We start from the raw sequence: 19,933 nt of genomic DNA on the forward strand, positions 1-19,933 counted from the left end.
TCTAACGCGTAAATTTAACTTTGAATAAATATCAGCATAATTAAAATTAGTACGCGTTAAGACAATATTTTAGTTACAATAGTGCCTACGAATAAAAAATTAATTTTAAATGAGTTTTTAATGCAATTCCCTGATGATGATAACGGCCAACTTTTAGCCGAAATAGCCGCTGCTGGCATTGATTTAAATAAAATGCACCAAGTCGATTTTTTTATTTTATTTGAACAAGAAGCCGATGCTGAAAAATTTGCTAAAGAAATAGTCTCTGATGCATTAGTTCAAAATGCTGAGCTTGAAAAATGTAAAGACACTGGCGTTTGGGAAGTTATCACTCAAGTACAAATGGTGCCAGAGCACACCCTTTTAGGACAAGCAGAGCAATACATTGAAAGCATTGCTAATAGCTTTAATGGATACGGTGACGGCTGGGGATTAATGGACGGTGAGGAGGCTTAATTGCCTTTTGGTTCAATATACTCTATCAGTTAAGCTTAGCGGCTTAACTGATTTGCCTTCCTAAAATTGCCTTTATAATCAAATAGCTTATCAGCTACTTTCCAACCATATTTTTTGCTTTTTCGTGCAATAACAAAATCCGGTGGTACTAATTCAAATTGTGCTTTTACTACTTGCTCTGCAGTTTTAAAGTCTATCGGTGTTTGCCCAAGCCCCACGCGTTGACCAAATTGCTTATTAAATATAAATTGCCCGCCTTTATTTGCCAGGTTATATACCTCATCGCAACTTGCACCATCTTCATCAAAATACGTTATTTTAAAGAGCTCATCTTTAATTTGAGTTACTGATAAACCACTACAACGAAGTACAAGTGCGTCTTTTAGGTTTAAGGCATTACGTAATTTATCATCAGGATCGGCCATTACCGCGCCGCAATCGTGGCATTTACGTGCAGCAATATCATTTTGGGCACCGCACTGCTCACACTCTTTAAACCTAAAACGATAATCGCACTGCTCTTTATGCCCATCATCATCTTCTAACAGCCCTTTACATCGCCTGCCAAAGTGCTCTATTACTTTTCCTGCGGAATCAGTTTTACCCCAAAATATATTTGCAAAACCACAGCCAGGACAAAGTACCTGCACAGGTTCATTATCACTATCGCCTTTTTTATCGCCTACTTCTGGGTGAAATAAATTAAAACCATTGCCGGCATAATCGATTACTAAGCAATCTGTTTTTGATTCAGATAACCTGAGACCTCGCCCCACAATTTGTTGATATAAACTAACTGATTCTGTAGGTCTTAAAATAGCTATAAAATCGACGTGTGGCGCATCAAAGCCGGTCGTTAGTACCGATATATTAACTAGATACTTTAATTGCTTAGCTTTAAATTGCTTAATGATTTTATCGCGCTCAGTGTTTGGCGTATCACCTGTTATAAGTGCGCTTTGATGAGCTGGCAAGTAGCTTAATATTTCCTGAGCATGCATTACCGTGGCGGCAAAAACCATAACACCTTCACGCTCTTCACTGTATTGAATAACTTGCTGTAATATAGCTTTCGTTGCGCGCTCACTGTTTTTTAAAAGCGCATTCATATCATCAGTCTTATATTGCCCAAATGCATTGCTATCTAAGGACGAAAAATCATAATGGCTAATCGCTGCATCAACTTCGTTTGGCGGCGTTAAATAATTATGTTTGATCATATACCTGAGCGGCAATTCAAAAATACAACTTTTAAACGGACTTTCTTGAGTACCTTTAACAAAGCCATGATAATGATGATGGTATATCCACCCCGTTCCTAGCCGATAAGGTGTTGCTGTTAAACCCAATACTTTTAACTGAGGGTTATATTCTTTTAAACTGTTTATTACTTTACCGTACTGACTTTTTTTATCCCCATTTACCCTATGGCATTCATCAATAATAAGTAACGAATAATGCTCATTTAATTTATTTAAATTACGAGAAAGTGATTGCACACTAGCAAACGTTACTTGATGGTTTAATGACTTTTCTTTTAAACCTGCTGAAAATATACTCGCCTCTAAACCAAAACTTTTATATTTTTGCGAATTTTGCTCTACCAACTCTTTTACATGAGCAAGTACTAATATTTTTTGCTTAGCAATACGGGCAAGTTCAGCAATAACAAGGCTTTTACCTGCACCAGTTGGTAGCACAATAACGGCAGGATCATTACTCTTTCTAAAGTGTAAAACGGTGCGTTCTACGGCTTCTTGCTGGTAAGGTCTTAGTTTATAGCTCATGGGAAAACAAATAGGTTTGAGTAAGGAGATTTTAGCAAATAATAGCTGGGAGTTTTAAACTTAAATTATATTTTATTGAGGGTAAACAAAAAAGAGAAGCCGAAGCTTCTCTTATATTTAGCTTTAGGCTAAAAATTTCTCAAGCTCAACACCTTCAAACGCTTTAGGACGACGGCCACGGCCTGTCCATTCAATAGTCTCACCATTAAGTTCCATACGGTACTTAGGCTTAACTTTAGTACGTTTGTCAGATGCTCCATCTTGTAAATCCTCTAGCGTAAGTCCTTTTTCTTTTAAAAGATCCAAAACTTCCTGTTTCGCTTTTTGCTGCTGGGTATATTTTGAAATTGCATCATTGATAAGCTGTTGAGCTTTTTCAAGCTCTGTTAATGATGCTGTTTTAATAAAAGATCGGACTTCTTTCATTTATATCTCGCTAAATTATATGATTGGAATTATTTAAATATTCTTTTTTAGTATAAGGGTATTTTTCAAAAATAACTACGACACATAATTTATTAAGGTATATAAAATTTATTTATAAAAAAACCGCGATTAAAATCGCGGCTTTTATCATTCTATATAAATAACAATTAGAACTTAGTAGTAAAGCTTAACTGGAAATAACGACCAGTAACATCATAAGCTTCACCAACAGTGTTTATACCTGATGCACCACTTACTGAGCTTTGATTTGCTACAGGAGGTTGCTTATCAAAAATATTTCTAACTGACAAAGTAACGTCTGTTCCATCAGTGATGTTATAAGTACCTGATAGATCATGATAAATAACAGTCGGAAAGCGATTAAACTTGTCTAAAGGAGCACCAGTTGAGAAATTTTGGTTTCCTTCAATATTACTATCATTTGAACTTGCCCAGTACTTCATGCGCCATGATACTGCAAAGTCATCAACTGCATAGCCTAAATTCAAATTTGCACGATTAGTAGGCGTTAATACTTCACCTCTGTAATCTATCTCTTCACCAGATTCAATTGATGTTTCAGCATACTCATACAAGTGATTCCAAATCAAGTCAGCTGATAATTGCCCGTAAGAAAATTCTTGTTTGTAGCTTAATTCAATATCCAAGCCTTTTGTGCTTAAATCATTTTCATTGCTAGTACCAGAGCTAACTTCTGTCAAAGCACCTCTTGTATCACGTATTGCCCCACCACATGTCGCATCAAAGTCAGATGGATCAACACCGTAGCATCGGTTTAATACAGTTGTTCTAGCAGTTGTAGCAATAGCGTTATCTACAGCAATATCGTAGTAGTCAAGCGTTAATGAAAATTCATCAGTCACTTGCCAAATAGCGCCAACACTAAATGAATCAGATGTTTCTTCTTTTACATCTTCATTACCACCAACATAACCGCCAGTGCTTTGACGTTCAATAGTTGTTAAATTGAATGCGCCTTCAGTGGCAACTCGATTTGCCACTTCAGCGATAGAAAGACAGTTAGCCGCTACATTTCCTGTAGATGATGCAGTAATTGCATCACAAGGATCTGCAACTCCTGCAAATGTTTCGCCTCTACCACCAAATAGATCTGCAATATTTGGAGTTCTAATCGCTCTCGCTGCTGATGCTCTTAATTTTACTGTTTCTGTAGGAGAGTATTGTACACCTGCATTCCATGTTGTTTGTCCACCAACAATTTCATGATCTGAATAGCGAGCGGCTAAATCTAGTTCAACATTTTCTAAAACTGGTAGAACAGTCTCAACAAAAACGTCGTTAGTGTAGAAGCTACCATTTGTAGGCTCAGATTTATTTGTACTTGAAGCACCAGTTTGCGCTAAATCACCTGGAGAGTATGAACCTTTTTCAAGACGATGTTCTGCACCAACAGCTAGCCCAACCATACCACCTTCTAACTCAATTGGTAATTCACCAGAAAGGGTTGTTGAAAATATAAACTGCTCAACTTGACCTTGAGATTTTGCAGGTGATCTTACATATGCAACAGCTTCATCAGACAAAGTTCCTGCACCGAACAAATCTAAAGGCACACACCCTTGAAGTACTGCTAAATCATTAGAACATTGAACGTTACCTTCTGCATTAGTATATACATCTAATGCATTTGCAGCACGTTCAACATTTATTTGACCACCATTTTCTTGGCGCTGGTCAGTTTTACCCCATGAGATATAAGAGTTTAAAAGCCAGTTGTCATTAATTTCCCAATCTATACCTGTCGCAATACGAATAGTATCACGCTCTAAATCTGTTGAGCGAGCACCAAACTCAACCATACGGCGAACTAACGTTGGGATATTATCATCCATTGTTAAATCAGGATTATCAGACATTAAATTTTGGCGTAAAAGGTCTGGAACTAAAGGGCTTCCCAGTTTAATCCCACCAACACCACCACGTGAAGGTAGATATACATCATCCGTAGTAAAAGGAGTTGGTTCAATAGTCGAGTTGTATGTTTTAGATGAATTCCAGTTTACTTCCGTGAAAGAGTGAACACTATCTGAAATATCTTGTTTAAAGTTAACTGCTGCGTATTTACGTTCAAGCGGAGTCACTAACTGTCTGTAAGAAGCACGATTGAATGAATTCTCATCACCTACATATGGTGTACCATCTGCATTATATCCGCCAACACGGCCTTGAGGTGGGTATGAAGAGTTTTGAATACCTACATATTCACCACCTTCATCATTCAAAAATATAGCTTGATCGTATTTAGAGAAATTACGATCAGATGATTTAAGGCCTTTATCGTCATCATATCCAGCAGCAATTGTAACACTACCTGAATCCCATGTATTACCAGCAGTAAGGTTTAAAGAGTATTTTTCACGATCAGATTCATCTGAAATACCTGTTTGAGCATTAACCTCAACACCTTCAAAATCACTTCGCGTAATTATGTTCACAACACCAGCAACAGCATCTGAACCATAAACTGCTGAAGAAGCACTTTTAAGAATATCAATACGTTCAATCATTGATGCTGGTATTGCATTTAAGTCAACCGCATAACCGCTTGAAGGAGAAACACCTGATACAAAGCGACGACCATTCACTAACACTAAAGTTCTTGAAGAACCTAAGTTGCGTAAAGACGTAGTGTTAAGACCAACGCCTGTAGTACCAAATGCGCTATTTGATTGGTTTGAACCAGCAATAGTGACAGGGGATTGATTCAAAACATCAGCTACATTCAATGCGCCCATTTGAATAATATCACTTCGGCCAATTGATGTAATTGGTACAGTTGTTTCAATATCAGTTCGCTTTATGCGTGAACCAGTAACTTGAATACGCTCTACTTTTTCCACACCTTCATCAGCAGCTATTGTACTTGCAGAAAAAACAGCTGTAGATGCTGCACCAAAAGCAATCGCTAAGCGGACGGCTTTTGAAACTTGATTATTTAACATTGGATTCTCCCTAGAATACTATTTTAATTATTTTACTTGCTTGGTCTGTAATTAATCACAGTACCTATTTCGATTTGAATAGTAGTCCCAACCCAACCAAAAGGTCAACACTTGAATAACTAAAAAAACGCCTTTATTTACAACGGGTTAAAGTAACATAAAATAAACAAAATGCATTAAATGCATTAATGCATTAAATGCATTAATGACCAATGCATTTTTTACGCTAATTGTTTTTTTGGAATGAACATTTAGAAAAATAGCTTTGCAATTTTCTTACAGCAAAAGAGTTACAAAAGTAAATGTGTATCTTTTAGAGTGGGGCAAGGTTTGAATCGGGGGAGGTTAAATTTAAAAAGTAAACATCACACTTAAAATTCACGATAGCTAGAAGTATAAAAATTCATATTAGTGTCTAATTTAAAAACACTTATTAAAGCAATGTGTTAAATACAAAAAGGCCCGTAGTCACGTGACTATGGGCCTTTTAATTAAATTTCTAATATTAGAATTTCAAGTTAAAGCTTACATGAACAAAACGACCTAGCGTGTCATAAAAACCAGCTACAGTGTTTGCATTAGAAGCTACAGTATTACCAACTAACGGTGGCTCTTTATCGAAGATATTATTCATACCGCCAGTAAAGGTTAAATGCTCGTTATATGAGTAGCTACCTGAAACATCAATAAAGTTATATGCTTCAATACCGCCATCATCAATTAATAACGTATCTGCAGTTCCTTCATAATCTACAGATCCGTAATAACGCCATTTAACACCAACACGCCAATCATCGCGTAGGTAATTTACATTAGCCGTGTGACGCCATTTTGGAGATGCAAAACAGTCTGTACTAATAGTGCCTGAACAATCGTAAGCTAATTCCGCATCACCTAAAATAGGTTCAACTTCTTTTTGAATGCTGTAGTAACCATTAATATCAAAGTTTAACGCACCTTCTTCTAGGTCCATTTTGTAAGCTGCTGTAAAGTCAACACCTTCCCATGTTTGACCACCAATGTTATCGCTCAAGTTTGTAACGAAACCAGCTTGGCCTAACCATAAGCTGCCAGATGGGCTACGAGTAACATTGTCACAGAAGAATGCATCGCCTGTTTCAGCACAGTTGTTAATAATTCTTTCTGCACCTACAACACCAATTACTTTTTCAATTTCAATTTTGAAATAATCAATTGAGAAGTTAAATCCATCTAATGGATTTGCAACTAAACCGATTGTGATTGTATCGCCTTCTTCTGGCTCAAGTAACTGATTACCACCAGCGAACTGATTATATTGACCAGCTGGAGACTCACCAATACCGCCGTACTATGAAGCACTTACACCTGTATTAGCACATTGGCTAGCAGAATAAGTTGGACGGTCACCTACAGCAGCTGCATTTGGATCACCAGCACAAGGGTCATCACCACTCCACAAGCTAATGCTTTGTGCAGAAAATAACTCACCAACATTTGGTGCACGTACAACTTTTGCATAACTTGCTCTTAGTTTATATGCATCTGCAATCGTATAATCTGTACCAATTGAGTATGTAGTGTCTGAACCTGTTGTTGAATAATCAGACCAGCGAGCAGCGGCTGATACATTTAACTCGTCAAGTACAGGAATTTGCAATTCACCATAAACTTCATTTACATCAATAGCACCGTACAAACTTGGAGATGGACCACCTTGACCTAACAGTTGACCTTCTTCGTATACCGTATCTGAAACACGTTCGTAATCTTGCTCACGACGTTCAAAACCGAATACTGCAGCGATAGGAGCTGATGCAGAAGGTAGGCTCCAATCAAGTTCACCGGTAACGTAACCACTGTAAATAATCTGTGTTACTAAACCGGTTTGTGTTCCAACACCAGCTAATTGTGCAGCTTGCTCTGCGGTAACACCATCTAATTCAAATACGTTATATAACAAACAACCATCTTCAGTATCACACTCTGTACCTACAGCGCCAACGCGTGGAGCAATTTTTGGCGAAAGTAAGTCATTTTTATAAACTGAGCTTGACGTTGTTGCAGAGTAGTTATAGCTAATATCGTAAGACCAGCTATCGTTAATCTCACCTTCCATACCTGTCAATATTCTGTATGACGTATGCTCAAGGTTATCCTCTCGCGGACCACCTTCAACGTTACGTTTACCAATGTATGCAACGAATTGATCATCGCTGCCTTGGCCAAATAACGTTTGTAGTTGTTCTTTTTGAAGATCAGATAATAACGGGTTGTTATAATCGAATAGAATTTCTTCGTTATAAAAAGTACCAGATTCAGCGATTTGGCCTGCTGTTCTGTTGTGCATAAATGAAAATTCTAAATATGGTCTAAAGTGTTCATTTATTTCATAATCAATAAATGTACCAAACGTAAAGCGCTCATTTGGACGTAAAAAATGGTTTACCGGTGCAAAGTTATAACGGTAGCCATCATCTTCCATAAAACCTTGGCCATTTGGGTTCAAATAACCAAAAAGATTCTGATCGTAATCAACTTCACCGTCTACAACCGGGTAAATATCAAAATGAGGATTTGGAGTAGTAGCAGAACCACTACATGACTGGCCATTGCCACCTAAAGCACACGATGAATAGTCTCGAGTACCTTGTACTAATTCGTTTTGACGGTTATAAGTAACATAACCTACGGCATGACCTTTACCACCATCAAATCCACCACCAACAGTAAAATCGATGCTATAAGCTTTACCATCGATTCCAGTATTACCTGTATCGTAGTCATAACCTTTGTCATCCATCAAACCTTGCATGTACTTGTTATCGTTGTTGTGCTGAAAGCCTGATGAGCCCACATTTAGTGAAATACCATCAAACTCATCATCCATAACAAAGTTAACAACACCAGCAACGGCATCTGCACCGTATACTGCAGCTGCGCCACCTGTTAGTACATCAACGCGTTTGATTAAAGAGGCTGGAATTTGGTTAATGTCAGCAACTTGAGAGGTAATACTACCAGCCTGCATTCTGCGACCATTTATTAACACTAGAGTTCTGTTTGAGCCTAAACCACGTAAATCAACAGTTGCAGTACCTGTTGCGCCATTAGCTAAGAATGAGCTTTGAGCGGCTTCTATTTGTGGAAGTTGGTTTAAAACATCTTCAACACGAGTAAAACCACTTAGCTTGATTTCTTCTGCTGTAATTATGTTTACTGGCGAAGCACCTTCTAAATCTGTACGTTTAATACGTGAACCAGTAACTTCAATTCGTTCTACTTTTTCTACGCTATCTTCTTCTGCAGCAAACGAGCTTGCCGAAAATGCAGCAGTAGATACTGCACCAAATGCAATCGCTAAGCGAACTGCCTTTGAAACTTGATTATTTAACATTTGATTCTCCCTGGTGTTACAACTTTATAGAAGCAACTATTATTTATTTTATTGTTACATATTTTTAACGGAAACTAAGGCAAATAATAAACAAAACATTAAAAGGCCAACAAAAGTTAACAACACTTTGCAGAAAAGAATAAATAACGCAATAAAAAGGAAGTTTAAGAAGATTTAGAAGATTTAGAAGATAAAAACACCACAGCGTTACTATTTTGGGTATTATTAAAAAAGTCCACCCTGATAATTTAACCCAAAATAAACATTGTAGTTCGAAATAAGATCAACCATTTCAATTAGCGGTACAATCTGCTTTTCTAAATAAGTTGCATAGTCATACCTATGAAAGCCTTGATACAGCTCAACTCCGCGAGTGGTGTAAACGAATGTAACAAATTCACCTCTATTAACTGTAAATTCGCTATTTTTTTTCTGGTGTTTTTTAACTGCTTGAACATGAGGGGGGATATTTTTCTTATAATCGATTAAGTTTTGACCTAATCTCTTTTTAAATATGAGTAAATCATCAAACTCACCTTTAAATAGCTTTGTTGTATAGTCTTTTACAAGGTCATTTATGTTTAAATTTCCATCAAAAAGACTAGTAAATAAATCGAACTGAAATTGTTGAGCAAGTTTAGTCCAATCACTTCTTACCGTTTCTAATCCTTTAAATACTAGTTTTGATTCGTTTGGTTTAATTAATTTACCTACGTAGCGCTTTTTAGAGCCAACTAACTTCCCTCTTATTGTTGGTAAAAAGAAAGGGCTATAAAGAGATTCAAATTCTATTTCTAAATGACTTTTTAAGTTGTGCGTTTGTTTCATCTCGTCAATCCAATCTGTAGTTATCTTTTTAGCTAAAAACACACCAATTTCATTACACTCATCTGGTGTTAGCTCATCATCCAACTTAATAAACGTAGAATCGGTATCACCATAAATAACGCTATAACCAAGATCTTCTATCCATCTTTTAGTTTGTAGCATAATTTCGTGCCCTCTTAACGTAATAGAGCTCGATAACCTGGGATCGTAAAACCGACAGCCTTTTGAGCCTAAAACACCATATAAGCTATTCATTATTATTTTAATTGCTTGAGAAAGCATTTGATCTTGATTATCTTTGGCAAGCTGCCTTTGAGATGCCAGGCTTTTGATAAGTAGAGGGAGGTGATGCTTCTCTCGCGAGAATACGGCTTCGTTAAAACCCTGAACACTTTGGTTTGGATTTTTTAAACCTTCTATTAGTCCAAGTGGATCAATGTAAAAAGTTTGCATAATACTGGGGTACAGGCTTTTAAAGTCTAAAACAATGACATTTTTATAAAGGCCAGGAATAGACTCCATTACATAACCACCAGGGCTTTCAAATGTAAGTCCATGATCGCCCATATTTGGGGCAACATAGCCACTGCGATGCAGTAATGGTAAATACATATTAATAAAAGCAGCGACAGAGCCGCCCTTTTTTTCAAGCTCTAACCCCGTAAGCTTTGTTCTTATAATAGAAAAATCGAGTAGCTTTAATTTATCAAAAATTTTATTTACCAAAATACAATCTTGTCGATTATATTTTGCTAAAGAAAGTTTATCTTCGTTAAATTGCCTAATAATTTCCTGCAAACTATTAGCCGTGTCAATTAATTTAGACTCACCCAGCACTTGATTTGAAACATTAGCTAGAGAAAAACTCTCAAAGCTATATGTACCATTTTTTAAAGTGTCTATTCCATCAACCACACATCGCCCAGGGATCGATACTCGAGTAAAGTGTCCTTTACGAACATATAAAGGTTGATCTCCCCTACCCAGTAATAACTTAATGCCTAATGCCTCAGCTCTTTCATGAATAACCGAAAAATCGAACTCAATTACATTCCAGCCAATTATTACATCGGGATCGCTAAGCTTAATAAAATGCTCTACCCCCTTAAGCAGCTCAGCCTCATCTACACACCAAATAATATCAAACTCTAGGTTTGCGGCTTCTCTATCTGGCTCGCCAATCATTAAAACACAGTCTAAATTACAGCCCACAAGTCCAACAGAAAACAAAACGCCACTTTCGTTACATTCAATGTCTAACGAGAGTTTATTAAGAGCTGGGGAATACTCATCATTCGCTTTTAATTTAGCGTTGGTTATTAATGTATAGCTATCTTGCTTAAATACATTACCCGTTATCCAAGCACCTCCTTTTATAAAGCGCTCCATTAGGTAGCGCTCTATTGGTCGAATATCTTCTTCAAATAATACAACTCCACGCTGCTTTAAAGCTTTAGTAGCACAATAAAAGTGTTTAAGTGACTTGAAGTAACAGGCCGACATATCTTCTTGCTGAAAGCTTTTTAACTCAAGACTTTTAATATTAAAGATAAATGACTCAGCTGCTAATATTTCATTCGCTATTTCAGCATCTTTACTTTTGATAAAAAACAGCGCATTTTCGTTAGTCGACACCGTTTTTATAGGCCCTTTATCACTACAAAACCACGCTTCGTAGCAGATGCCGTTAGCAGTATCATAAGCATGAGAAGAAACAATAAAACCAGCTGTTAAGTACATTATTACTAAACCTTATACATATATATGTAAGTTTTTACTTAATTCAAAATGCTTTAAAGCCATACATTCAACCTAAATAAACACTCAGATACTTTATTTGCTAAATTAATCTCATCACTTCTTGTAGTTACACCCTTATAACTCTAAAATCCATAGCACTGTAATTATATACATACTTTAGGTAAATCATCCCATGCTTTCTGACTCACTAAAAAAAACAATTAGGCAAGTACACCAGCATGTGGCTAGTAACCTAAACGATTATCGCCCTCGTAGCAGTCAAAACTACCTTGTAGCTGAAATAGCAAAAACCCTTGCAGGCGAATACCATAAAAAGCAGCGCATATGCGTAATTGAAGCTGGCACCGGTACAGGAAAGTCTCTTGCCTATTGTTTAGGCGCATTACCGCTTGCCTTAGCGCAAAAAAAGAAGCTAGTTATTTCTACCGCAACCGTTGCATTGCAAGAACAATTAATAGCAAAAGAACTGCCATTTTTTAAAAAGCATTCAGGTCTCGACTTTAAATTTGATTTGGTAAAAGGTCGCCATCGTTATATTTGTGCCCACAAACTACATAATGCTGTAAACGGCGATAGCCAAACACAAATGGACTTTATGCCAACGCTTACTTCACCACTGAGCACAATGGAAACCAAGTGTTTGAATGATCTATATAACGCCTATGTTAATAAAAAATGGCAAGGCGATAGAGACAGCTGGGCCGATACTGTACCCGATAGAGTGTGGAGCTTAATAGCCTGCGATAAACATTCATGCCAGCGCCAAATGAAGGCGCATCAAACGTGTCCGTTTCAGCTTGCTCGTAATCAATTAATGCAAATGGACGTACTAGTAATTAATCACTCATTACTACTTGCCGATTTAGACTTAGGCGGTGGTAAAATTTTACCAGAGCCCGACAACACCATTTATGTAATTGATGAAGCGCATCATTTAGCACATATAACACGCGATTTCTCATCGGCTGCAGCAACGATTAAAGGCACAATAGAATGGCTTGATAAGCTCACCAAGTTTAGCGGGAAAATGGCGAAGGTTTTAGTAGGGCAAAGAGCCATTGGTCAAAACTTTAAACTTTGCGACAGTATTAACGATGCGAATAAAGATTTAAAAGTAGTTCGCGATATTCTTGATAATGCCGACTTTGAATACTCAAAAGACGATACTTATCGCTTTGAGCACGGTGAAATCCCAGAATCATTGCACAGTAAAGCTAAAGATATAAGCGAAGCCACGCAAGATGCGCTGCGCTGTTTAAACAAAATGCACGACACCCTTACCCAAGATGTTAGCGATGGCGATATAAAACCTTATGTTGCCGACCCCATATTGGGCGAAAGCGGACAATACATAAACCGATTAGAGCAATTAAATAAACTGTGGTTTAGTTACGCTAAAAAAGGGGAAGGAGCTCCCCATGCAAGATGGATAAAACGCCTTGAATACAAAAGCCATCACGATCACCTATTAAGCGACTGCCCTATCGAAGTAGGTTACTACCTAAAAGATAAATTGTGGAGAGAATGCGCAGGCGCTGTTTTATGTTCGGCCACATTAAGCGCGTTGGGTTCGTTTGATCACTTTGCCTACGAAACAGGACTTGCTAAAGAAGAAGGCGTTAAATTTATTAAAGTACCTTCTCCATTTGATTACCCCAAACAAGCCACTTTACGTATTCCGGTATCAAAAGTAGAACCTACTGATAAAGACTTTAGTGACCACTTAGCTAAAACATTACCAGAGTACATAGATGATAAAAAAGCGAACCTAGTATTGTTCGCTTCTTACTGGCAAATGGACCACGTAACAAAGTTTCTTAGAACAAAAGGTTTTAACTTATTAGTACAAGGTGAAATGTCGCGAGAAGCATTGCTTAAATTACACACTAAAAATGTAGACGAAGGCAAAGGCAGTATTTTATTTGGAACACAAAGCCTTTCGGAAGGTCTTGATTTGCCTGGGAAATATTTAGAGAACTTAATAATTACTAAAATTCCGTTTGCGGTACCTACTTCGCCAATAGAAGAAGCGCAAGCAGAGTTTGTACAAAGCAAAGGTGGCAACCCGTTTTTAACGATTACCGTACCAGACGCCGCAAAGAAATTGGTGCAAAGCTGTGGTAGACTGCTGCGAAAAGAGAGTGATGAAGGCTGTATTACTATTCTCGATAGACGCTTAGTTACTAAGCGATACGGTAAAGCCATGCTCGACACCCTACCACCTTTTAAAAGACAAATAGATTATTAATGTTTGAACTCGCACTCGATCCAACAACCTGGGCTGTTTTATGTGCTGTAGCACTTGCCGCAGGTTTTATAGACGCTATCGCCGGTGGCGGTGGTATGTTAACTGTGCCCGCTTTATTAACTGCAGGCTTACCTCCACATTTAACATTAGGCACCAATAAACTCGCGGCTAGTTTTGGCTCCTTAACAGCTAGTTATACGTACTATAAAAAGAATTTATTTAGCCCGAAATTTTGGGCAGCCTCCATCATAGCTACTGCAATAGGTGCATTGATAGGTACTGTTATTGTTGATCATTTAAGTATCGATTTTTTAAACAAACTACTACCCATTATTATTATTTTAGTTGCCGCCTATAGCTTATTTGGGAATTTAAGTACCACAGAAGGCGATGAACTGCCTAAACTAAACAAAGCGATGAAAATAAAACAATGGCTACAGGGTTTAGCATTAGGCTTTTTTGATGGTTTAGCAGGCCCAGGTACGGGTACTTTTTGGACTGCTTCTAATGGCATGCTTTATAAAATGAACTTGCTACTCAATTGTGGTTTAGCGCGTTCAATGAACTTTGTTTCTAACTTTATATCTTTAATTACCTTTGTAGCACTCGGACATGTAAACTTTTTACTTGGCATTACTATGGGCTTTTTTATTATGCTTGGTGCATGGATTGGAGCGCATTCAGCAATACGGTTTGGTAGCAAATTTATTCGCCCTGTATTTAATACTATGGTTATACTTTTAGCATTAAAGCTAATTTATGAGGCTTACTTTTAATATGCACCCTACAGCTTTAGATAAACTACGCCAACAAGTTGCAACGCTAAAACAACAAGCTGAGCAATTTGATAAAGCTAAACTTTTTTCTAAAAATCGTTACATGCAAGCACAACCTAGCTTGTTTGACCGCGCCGTTTTTAGTACAAAAAGCATGAACCTAGTCGATTACGTAATAGAAATAGAAGACGAAGTGTCACGATTACCGCCAAGTGAGCATCGCCATGCTTATACCTACGCGCTTGAACGTATAGGAGCTCAGGTACAAGCTGTATTCAATGTTATTAAATCAACGCCTATTTGGATTAAAGAAAACAAAAGCCATTATAAACCTCGCCCTAAGCAAACTGTTTATAAGCACGCTGTACAAAAAATAATGCAATCATCGCATGAGCTTTACGACGAATTAAAACAAAACCATGAGTTTGAACGCCGTTTAGTACTCATGATTGAAGAACGTAAGATGCAAATGGATAAAGCCTCGCCAGCTAAAGCACAAAAACTTAACCTTGAAATATTAAGCACACACGCTCGATTAGGTCGCTGCAGAAAAGCAATTTCTGCCACCGAAGACAAAATACAACAAGTAGAAAAACAGCAGCTGCGTTAAGGCGCACTTTACTATGCAGCTTTATTATCATCCATTGTATTCAGACCTTATACTCCCAGAACGTCATCGATTCCCTATTCAAAAGTATAAGTTACTTAAAACCGAAATAGAAAATCTAGGTGTTTCGGCTATTCACTTTAAAGATCCTAAAAAAGCAACCGCATCTCAACTTGCGCTATGTCACAGCCAACGTTATATAGATGATTTTTTAAATGGAACGCTAAGCGATAAAGCAATTAAAAAGGTGGGATTTCCCTATTCGCAACAACTTGTAGAGCGTACTCTTTTATCAATTGGCGGGAGTATTCAAGCTGCTGAAGCGGCTTTTAGTCACGATCTAACCTTCAATTTAAGCGGTGGTTATCATCATGCCTATAGCGATTTTGGCAGTGGCTTTTGCATTTTTAATGATTTAGCTATTGCAGCAGCACATTTAATAAATACAGAGCAAGCCGACACTGTTTTAATTTTTGATTGCGACGTACACCAAGGCGATGGCACAGCGAAAATCACTCAAAACTATAATCAAATTATTACCTGCTCAATTCATTGTGATCAAAATTTCCCGCGTAATAAACAAGAGTCTACTTACGATTTTGCATTGCCCGCTAAAACAACCGACGATGAGTACCTTGTTACATTAAGGCAAGCTCTCGATTTTTGCGTGCGCATACATAACCCTGATATTATTTTGTATAATGCAGGCGCTGATATTTACACTAAAGACGAGTTAGGCTTGTTTAATATATCTCTCAATGGCGTATATGAGCGCGACTTGTTTGTTCTCAACTTCTGTAAGCAACATCAAATCCCACTAATGTGCGCTTTAGGTGGCGGTTATCAGCGTAATTTGAGTTCACTAATTAATGTTCATAAACAACTATTTAAAGCCGCTATCGATTTATAGTAAGCCTTAGTATAGACTCAGTTAAACGGATTATTTTAAAGCGGTGGGAATATGCGATTACACGAAGATATACACAACTATTACGAAAAGATTGTAGTTGAAGAAATCATCAAACTTAAACTTGATGAAAAATATGGTGAAGATGTAATGGCTGACTTTTGTTGTACGGTACTAAATCAGCTCCCGCCACGATATATTCGCTACGATGTAGATATGGCGTTTTATTTACCGCAATCAGAACGCATACATATGGAACAGCGTGTGCAAACAGCAATAAATGTCGCCATTAGTCAAATATCAAAAAAGAAAGAGTTAAATGACAAGCCCACTTGATCAAGCCCCTACACATATTAAACTTGCAGTAGATTTAATTATGATACTAGAGCAACACGATGTTGCTCCAGAAGAGGTCTTAAAAGCACTCGATATTGTTAAAAGCGACTTTGAAAAAAAGCTAGAAAAGCCATAACTCTATTCTATTATTTGTATGTCGTACTCGGTAACGATACCTTCGTGCTTAGTGCAATCAATTTTAACTTCACCAAATGTGCGCCTAGGCGAAGTTGAACGACGACAGGTCATATTTTGTGCTTTAACGCCAAATTGCGTTATATACAACGCAACTGTTTCATCTATTAGTTGTTTTTGCTGTGTACTCGCTGCACTATAAAATGCATCGTATTGCGCAGTCCAATTTTCAACCCCCGCTTCTTTTGCAACGCCTAGCCAGCCCATCCCTAGTTTAGTAGATTGCTCCAAGTATTGGCCTTTCAAAAACATAAACGCCAACGTGTATTGTGCGCTTTTATAGCCTAGCCCAGCAGGCTCTTTTAAATAATTGAAAGCGGCCTCAAACTGTCCTTTTCGATACGCTTTAATACCATTGTATTCATTCTTTTTCATGGTGGTATCACTGTAAAGGTTGATTGGGCTTGAATTACATCCACCCAACAAAGTGATAAATACCATAGAAGCTGCAGCTACTGAGAACTTTTTCATTCTTATCCTTAATTTATTATTTTTATATGCCGGCTCTGAATATGGCTTACAGTGTTTATAAACCCTGCTATTCTAAAAGCCAATCAGCATAATTAAAATACTATCATGACCTTAGCAAGCTTACTGCGATTATTTTTTCTGGCCGCTATTTGGGGCGCATCATTTTTATTTATGCGAATGGCAGCTAACAGCTTGGGGCCTGCGGTATTAATTGAGCTTAGAGTAGGCTTTGCTGCAGTTACTTTATTTATTGTTGCTTTGTATTTAAAACGTCGCTTGGCGTTTACTAAACACAAAAAGCACTTTTTTATAATTGGCGCTCTTAACTCCGCCCTGCCTTTTTTACTTTTTGCTTATGCCGCGCAAACTATCAGCGCATCTACGTTATCTATTTTAAATTCTACAACGCCTATTTGGGGCGCAGTTGTGGGTATTACCTGGAGTAAAACCAAGCCAACTAAGAGTATGGTTTTAGGCTTGCTGTTGGGTTTAGTAGGTGTGGCAATTTTAGTTGGGCAAAACCATCTTATACTAAATACTCAGTCACTTATTGCTATTGTAGCAGCGCTAAGCGCTTCATTTTGTTATGCCATTGCATCCCATTACACAAAAAATGCGCCAAAGCTTGCACCGTTTGATAACGCACACGGCTCAATGTGGGCAGCAAGTTTTATGGTACTGCCCCTTATACTTTTTATGCCAATGCGTGAAGTACCAACCACCAACGTTATGCTTGGCGTTTTAGCCCTTGGCGTAGTGTGTACAGCGCTTGCTTATATTTTATTTTTTAAACTTATTGAAGATATAGGCCCAACCTCAGCTTTAACGGTCACGTTTTTAATTCCGCTATTTGGCATTTTTTGGGGACATTTAATTTTAGACGAGCAAATTGGGCCAAACACGTTACTAGGCGCTTTATTTGTTATTGTGGGCACTATGCTGGTTACTGGATTTTTACCGCGAAAAAAGCACCTAGCTAAAACACGCTAAGTGCTTTTACAAAGCGCTTACTTTTGTGCTTTTTTGCTTAAGTTTTCAATTAAGTCTTGTGCGCTATAGCTATTGTCGCTGGGTTTAATGCCTTTACCCATTTTAATATCAATCAGGGTGTGTACTTCTTTGCGTTTATCATTGTTGCTCACCTGCACGCCTACACTGCTTGTTGGGCGTGCGCGTGTTTCGCAAGTTAATAAACCACAGCTTCGCTCATATTGCTGGCTTTGTGATGCACTAATAGATGACGCGGGAGCTTGCGATTTAGACTCAACAAAGGTTTCTTTGTTGGTTACAACAAACCAATCGTAGCCTTGTGCTTGGGTAAGCTCAGCCGCGCGTAATAATGCATAGTCACCGGCATCGGCTACATTATTTGATACGCTTTTAAACTCTACTCGGTATTGATCGTCGCTAATTTTTTGCTCGCTGTAACCTTGTGAGCCATTATTTGCGGCGCGATAATCAGGTTTAGATGCACAGCCCGCCATAAGTAAAATACTGATAATTAAAATAGATGTTTTCATAGTTCACCTCGTTTTATACACATTATTATTTGTTTAACTGCCACTTTGCGCTAATTGCTTGCTGCTCTTGCGCTCTATCGAGTGGTGCGCCGCTGATCATGCTATCTATAACAGCATCTAACTCACTGTTATTAGACGCCGTTTGATATTGCGCGCCACTGTTACTTTGCTGCACGGCTGTTTGCGCTTTAATTTGCCAACCGCTTTGCGTTTTACAAGCAATGCTTGTTTGCATTGTATTATTTGAGCTTAGTGCATACTGCCTACAAAGCTCACCTTGCTGATTTTTAAAACTAAGCTGTGCACTAAATAGTGAGCCATCACTTTGCTTATACTCACCACTACTTAGCTGTGTATTAAGTGCTGTGGCTATGTTACTGGCTACTAAATTTTGCGACTCATTGGGTTGTAAATAGCTCGTCATTGCAACACCAAATACCACGGCAACGCTTGCAGCTATTGCTAAACTTTTATTAGCCGATTGCTTAACCTTTTGCCAAGGCGTTAAGGTTACTACATTACTGTTTAACGTGTTTTTTGTCGTTGCTGTATCAAGCTTTACAACCGTTTTAGCTAATGAGTCACTAAGTGGTGCGTCGTCAATACTTGCTGCGTGCTCTTTTACTCGCATGTCTACTTCGCTTAGCTCTGCAAGTCGCATTACTAGCTCATCATCGGTTTCAAGGGCTTTACGCACTTGCTCCATTTCGTGCTCGCTTAGTTCTGAGTCTAAAAAGGCGCTAAGTGTTTCGTCGTTAATGTTCATACTTGCTCCTTTTTAAAGTCGGGTTTTATTAAATTATAAAGTGTACTGCGTGCGCGCGATAATTTACTCATTACACTGCCTATAGGTATATCGAGTGTATGTGCTACCTCTTTATAAGCCATGCCCTGCACTGCCACCAGCGATACTATGGCGCGTTGCTCTTCGGGTAATTGCCCAAGTGCTGTATTTACATTTTTAAGCATTTGTTTATTTTCGAGTGTTTGGTGTTCATTGCTTGTAATTGGCTCTGGTAAAATATCGGCCTGAGCCGTATTTTGCCTTACCTTGCGTGAGCGGTATTCGTCTATCCACACATTACGGCAAATTTTAAATGCCCATTTAGCAGGCTCAACGTCATCCGGAATGCCTTTTACTAATAGTTTTTCAATTGTTATTTGCACTACATCGTCTGCATCTGCTTTACTACCCGTTAGCGAATAGGCAAAACGCCTAAGTATGGGCAATAAGGTTTTTATAGTTTCGTTCATT

16 protein-coding genes and 1 pseudogene are annotated in these 19,933 nt (G+C 38.0%); 8 read left to right on the forward strand and 9 right to left on the reverse strand.

Annotated features, from left to right (window positions below; all coding sequences use genetic code 11):
* The first annotated feature begins 120 nt into the window (after positions 1–120).
* Entirely contained in the window at positions 121–456 is a 336-nt protein-coding gene (locus QL998_RS02995; protein WP_165725436.1) for a ribonuclease E inhibitor RraB, read from the forward strand.
* A 35-nt stretch (positions 457–491) separates the two neighbouring features.
* On the opposite strand, the gene QL998_RS03000 is transcribed toward QL998_RS02995, so the two are convergent.
* From QL998_RS03000 to QL998_RS03020, 5 genes and pseudogenes are all read right to left on the reverse strand, one after another.
* Complete coding sequence (locus QL998_RS03000; RefSeq protein WP_290192129.1) at positions 492–2,243, reverse strand: DEAD/DEAH box helicase; 1,752 nt, start codon at positions 2,241–2,243, stop codon at positions 492–494.
* 123 nt (positions 2,244–2,366) lie between these two features.
* Positions 2,367–2,669: an H-NS histone family protein gene (locus QL998_RS03005; RefSeq protein ID WP_002958250.1), complete on the reverse strand. Its 303-nt coding sequence runs from the start codon at positions 2,667–2,669 to the stop codon at positions 2,367–2,369.
* Positions 2,670–2,836: 167 nt separating this feature from the next.
* The gene (locus tag QL998_RS03010) at positions 2,837–5,653 is read right to left on the reverse strand and encodes a TonB-dependent receptor (RefSeq protein ID WP_182194103.1); all 2,817 of its coding nucleotides are present in this window, start codon (positions 5,651–5,653) and stop codon (positions 2,837–2,839) included.
* A gap of 505 nt (positions 5,654–6,158) precedes the next feature.
* Positions 6,159–9,029, reverse strand: a pseudogene (locus QL998_RS03015) (TonB-dependent receptor).
* A 225-nt stretch (positions 9,030–9,254) separates the two neighbouring features.
* Positions 9,255–11,597 carry a DNA polymerase II gene (locus tag QL998_RS03020; protein WP_290192130.1) on the reverse strand — a complete coding sequence of 781 codons (2,343 nt, stop codon included), beginning with the start codon at positions 11,595–11,597 and terminating at the stop codon, positions 9,255–9,257.
* Positions 11,598–11,790: 193 nt separating this feature from the next.
* On the opposite strand from QL998_RS03020, the gene dinG reads away from it, so the two are divergent.
* Genes dinG through QL998_RS03050 form a run of 6 tightly spaced genes read left to right on the forward strand, consistent with a single transcriptional unit; the run spans position 11,791 to position 16,628 of the window.
* Complete coding sequence (gene dinG / locus QL998_RS03025) at positions 11,791–13,866, forward strand: ATP-dependent DNA helicase DinG (protein WP_290192131.1); 2,076 nt, start codon at positions 11,791–11,793, stop codon at positions 13,864–13,866.
* A complete protein-coding gene (locus QL998_RS03030; RefSeq protein WP_024599782.1) occupies positions 13,866–14,642 on the forward strand; it encodes a TSUP family transporter in 777 nt (258 codons plus the stop codon). The genes dinG and QL998_RS03030 overlap by 1 nt, the downstream gene beginning before the upstream one ends.
* Position 14,643: 1 nt before the next feature.
* Positions 14,644–15,252 (forward strand): primosomal replication protein, encoded by a 609-nt coding sequence (locus tag QL998_RS03035; protein WP_024599783.1) that lies wholly within the window; start codon positions 14,644–14,646, stop codon positions 15,250–15,252.
* Between the two features lie 13 nt (positions 15,253–15,265).
* The gene (locus QL998_RS03040; protein WP_290192132.1) at positions 15,266–16,159 is read left to right on the forward strand and encodes a histone deacetylase; all 894 of its coding nucleotides are present in this window, start codon (positions 15,266–15,268) and stop codon (positions 16,157–16,159) included.
* Positions 16,160–16,210: 51 nt separating this feature from the next.
* Entirely contained in the window at positions 16,211–16,492 is a 282-nt protein-coding gene (locus tag QL998_RS03045) for a late competence development ComFB family protein (protein WP_165725429.1), read from the forward strand.
* Positions 16,476–16,628 carry a DUF2496 domain-containing protein gene (locus tag QL998_RS03050; protein ID WP_007584045.1) on the forward strand — a complete coding sequence of 51 codons (153 nt, stop codon included), beginning with the start codon at positions 16,476–16,478 and terminating at the stop codon, positions 16,626–16,628. The genes QL998_RS03045 and QL998_RS03050 overlap by 17 nt, the downstream gene beginning before the upstream one ends.
* Before the next feature lie 2 nt (positions 16,629–16,630).
* On the opposite strand, the gene QL998_RS03055 is transcribed toward QL998_RS03050, so the two are convergent.
* Positions 16,631–17,158, reverse strand: a complete 528-nt coding sequence (locus QL998_RS03055) for a sel1 repeat family protein (RefSeq protein ID WP_182724952.1) — start codon at positions 17,156–17,158, stop codon at positions 16,631–16,633.
* A gap of 105 nt (positions 17,159–17,263) precedes the next feature.
* Here QL998_RS03055 and QL998_RS03060 point away from each other — a divergent pair, with 105 nt between their 5' ends.
* Positions 17,264–18,148 (forward strand): DMT family transporter, encoded by an 885-nt coding sequence (locus QL998_RS03060; protein ID WP_290192133.1) that lies wholly within the window; start codon positions 17,264–17,266, stop codon positions 18,146–18,148.
* Positions 18,149–18,165: 17 nt separating this feature from the next.
* Here the strand turns inward: QL998_RS03060 and QL998_RS03065 are convergent, their stop codons facing one another.
* The 3 genes from QL998_RS03065 to QL998_RS03075 are packed head-to-tail and all read right to left on the reverse strand — an operon-like array spanning position 18,166 to position 19,932.
* The gene (locus QL998_RS03065; protein WP_290192134.1) at positions 18,166–18,678 is read right to left on the reverse strand and encodes a hypothetical protein; all 513 of its coding nucleotides are present in this window, start codon (positions 18,676–18,678) and stop codon (positions 18,166–18,168) included.
* A gap of 25 nt (positions 18,679–18,703) precedes the next feature.
* Positions 18,704–19,444, reverse strand: coding sequence for a hypothetical protein (locus QL998_RS03070; RefSeq protein ID WP_182716184.1), 741 nt, complete (start codon positions 19,442–19,444; stop codon positions 18,704–18,706).
* Complete coding sequence (locus QL998_RS03075; protein WP_182737156.1) at positions 19,441–19,932, reverse strand: RNA polymerase sigma factor; 492 nt, start codon at positions 19,930–19,932, stop codon at positions 19,441–19,443. The genes QL998_RS03070 and QL998_RS03075 overlap by 4 nt, the downstream gene beginning before the upstream one ends.
* Between the last annotated feature and the right edge of the window lies 1 nt (position 19,933).

The sequence above is a fragment of the Pseudoalteromonas sp. APC 3691 genome (assembly GCF_030408135.1).
Taxonomy (GTDB): domain Bacteria; phylum Pseudomonadota; class Gammaproteobacteria; order Enterobacterales; family Alteromonadaceae; genus Pseudoalteromonas.

Bases quoted from the DNA above. Each gene is read 5' to 3' on its own strand.
- QL998_RS02995 (WP_165725436.1), top strand. From the start codon at position 121: ATGCAATTCCCTGATGATGATAACGGCCAACTTTTAGCCGAAATAGCC.
- QL998_RS03000 (WP_290192129.1), bottom strand. From the start codon at position 2,243: ATGAGCTATAAACTAAGACCTTACCAGCAAGAAGCCGTAGAACGCACC.
- QL998_RS03005 (WP_002958250.1), bottom strand. From the start codon at position 2,669: ATGAAAGAAGTCCGATCTTTTATTAAAACAGCATCATTAACAGAGCTT.
- QL998_RS03010 (WP_182194103.1), bottom strand. From the start codon at position 5,653: ATGTTAAATAATCAAGTTTCAAAAGCCGTCCGCTTAGCGATTGCTTTT.
- QL998_RS03020 (WP_290192130.1), bottom strand. From the start codon at position 11,597: ATGTACTTAACAGCTGGTTTTATTGTTTCTTCTCATGCTTATGATACT.
- dinG (WP_290192131.1), top strand. From the start codon at position 11,791: ATGCTTTCTGACTCACTAAAAAAAACAATTAGGCAAGTACACCAGCAT.
- QL998_RS03030 (WP_024599782.1), top strand. From the start codon at position 13,866: ATGTTTGAACTCGCACTCGATCCAACAACCTGGGCTGTTTTATGTGCT.
- QL998_RS03035 (WP_024599783.1), top strand. From the start codon at position 14,644: ATGCACCCTACAGCTTTAGATAAACTACGCCAACAAGTTGCAACGCTA.
- QL998_RS03040 (WP_290192132.1), top strand. From the start codon at position 15,266: ATGCAGCTTTATTATCATCCATTGTATTCAGACCTTATACTCCCAGAA.
- QL998_RS03045 (WP_165725429.1), top strand. From the start codon at position 16,211: ATGCGATTACACGAAGATATACACAACTATTACGAAAAGATTGTAGTT.
- QL998_RS03050 (WP_007584045.1), top strand. From the start codon at position 16,476: ATGACAAGCCCACTTGATCAAGCCCCTACACATATTAAACTTGCAGTA.
- QL998_RS03055 (WP_182724952.1), bottom strand. From the start codon at position 17,158: ATGAAAAAGTTCTCAGTAGCTGCAGCTTCTATGGTATTTATCACTTTG.
- QL998_RS03060 (WP_290192133.1), top strand. From the start codon at position 17,264: ATGACCTTAGCAAGCTTACTGCGATTATTTTTTCTGGCCGCTATTTGG.
- QL998_RS03065 (WP_290192134.1), bottom strand. From the start codon at position 18,678: ATGAAAACATCTATTTTAATTATCAGTATTTTACTTATGGCGGGCTGT.
- QL998_RS03070 (WP_182716184.1), bottom strand. From the start codon at position 19,444: ATGAACATTAACGACGAAACACTTAGCGCCTTTTTAGACTCAGAACTA.
- QL998_RS03075 (WP_182737156.1), bottom strand. From the start codon at position 19,932: ATGAACGAAACTATAAAAACCTTATTGCCCATACTTAGGCGTTTTGCC.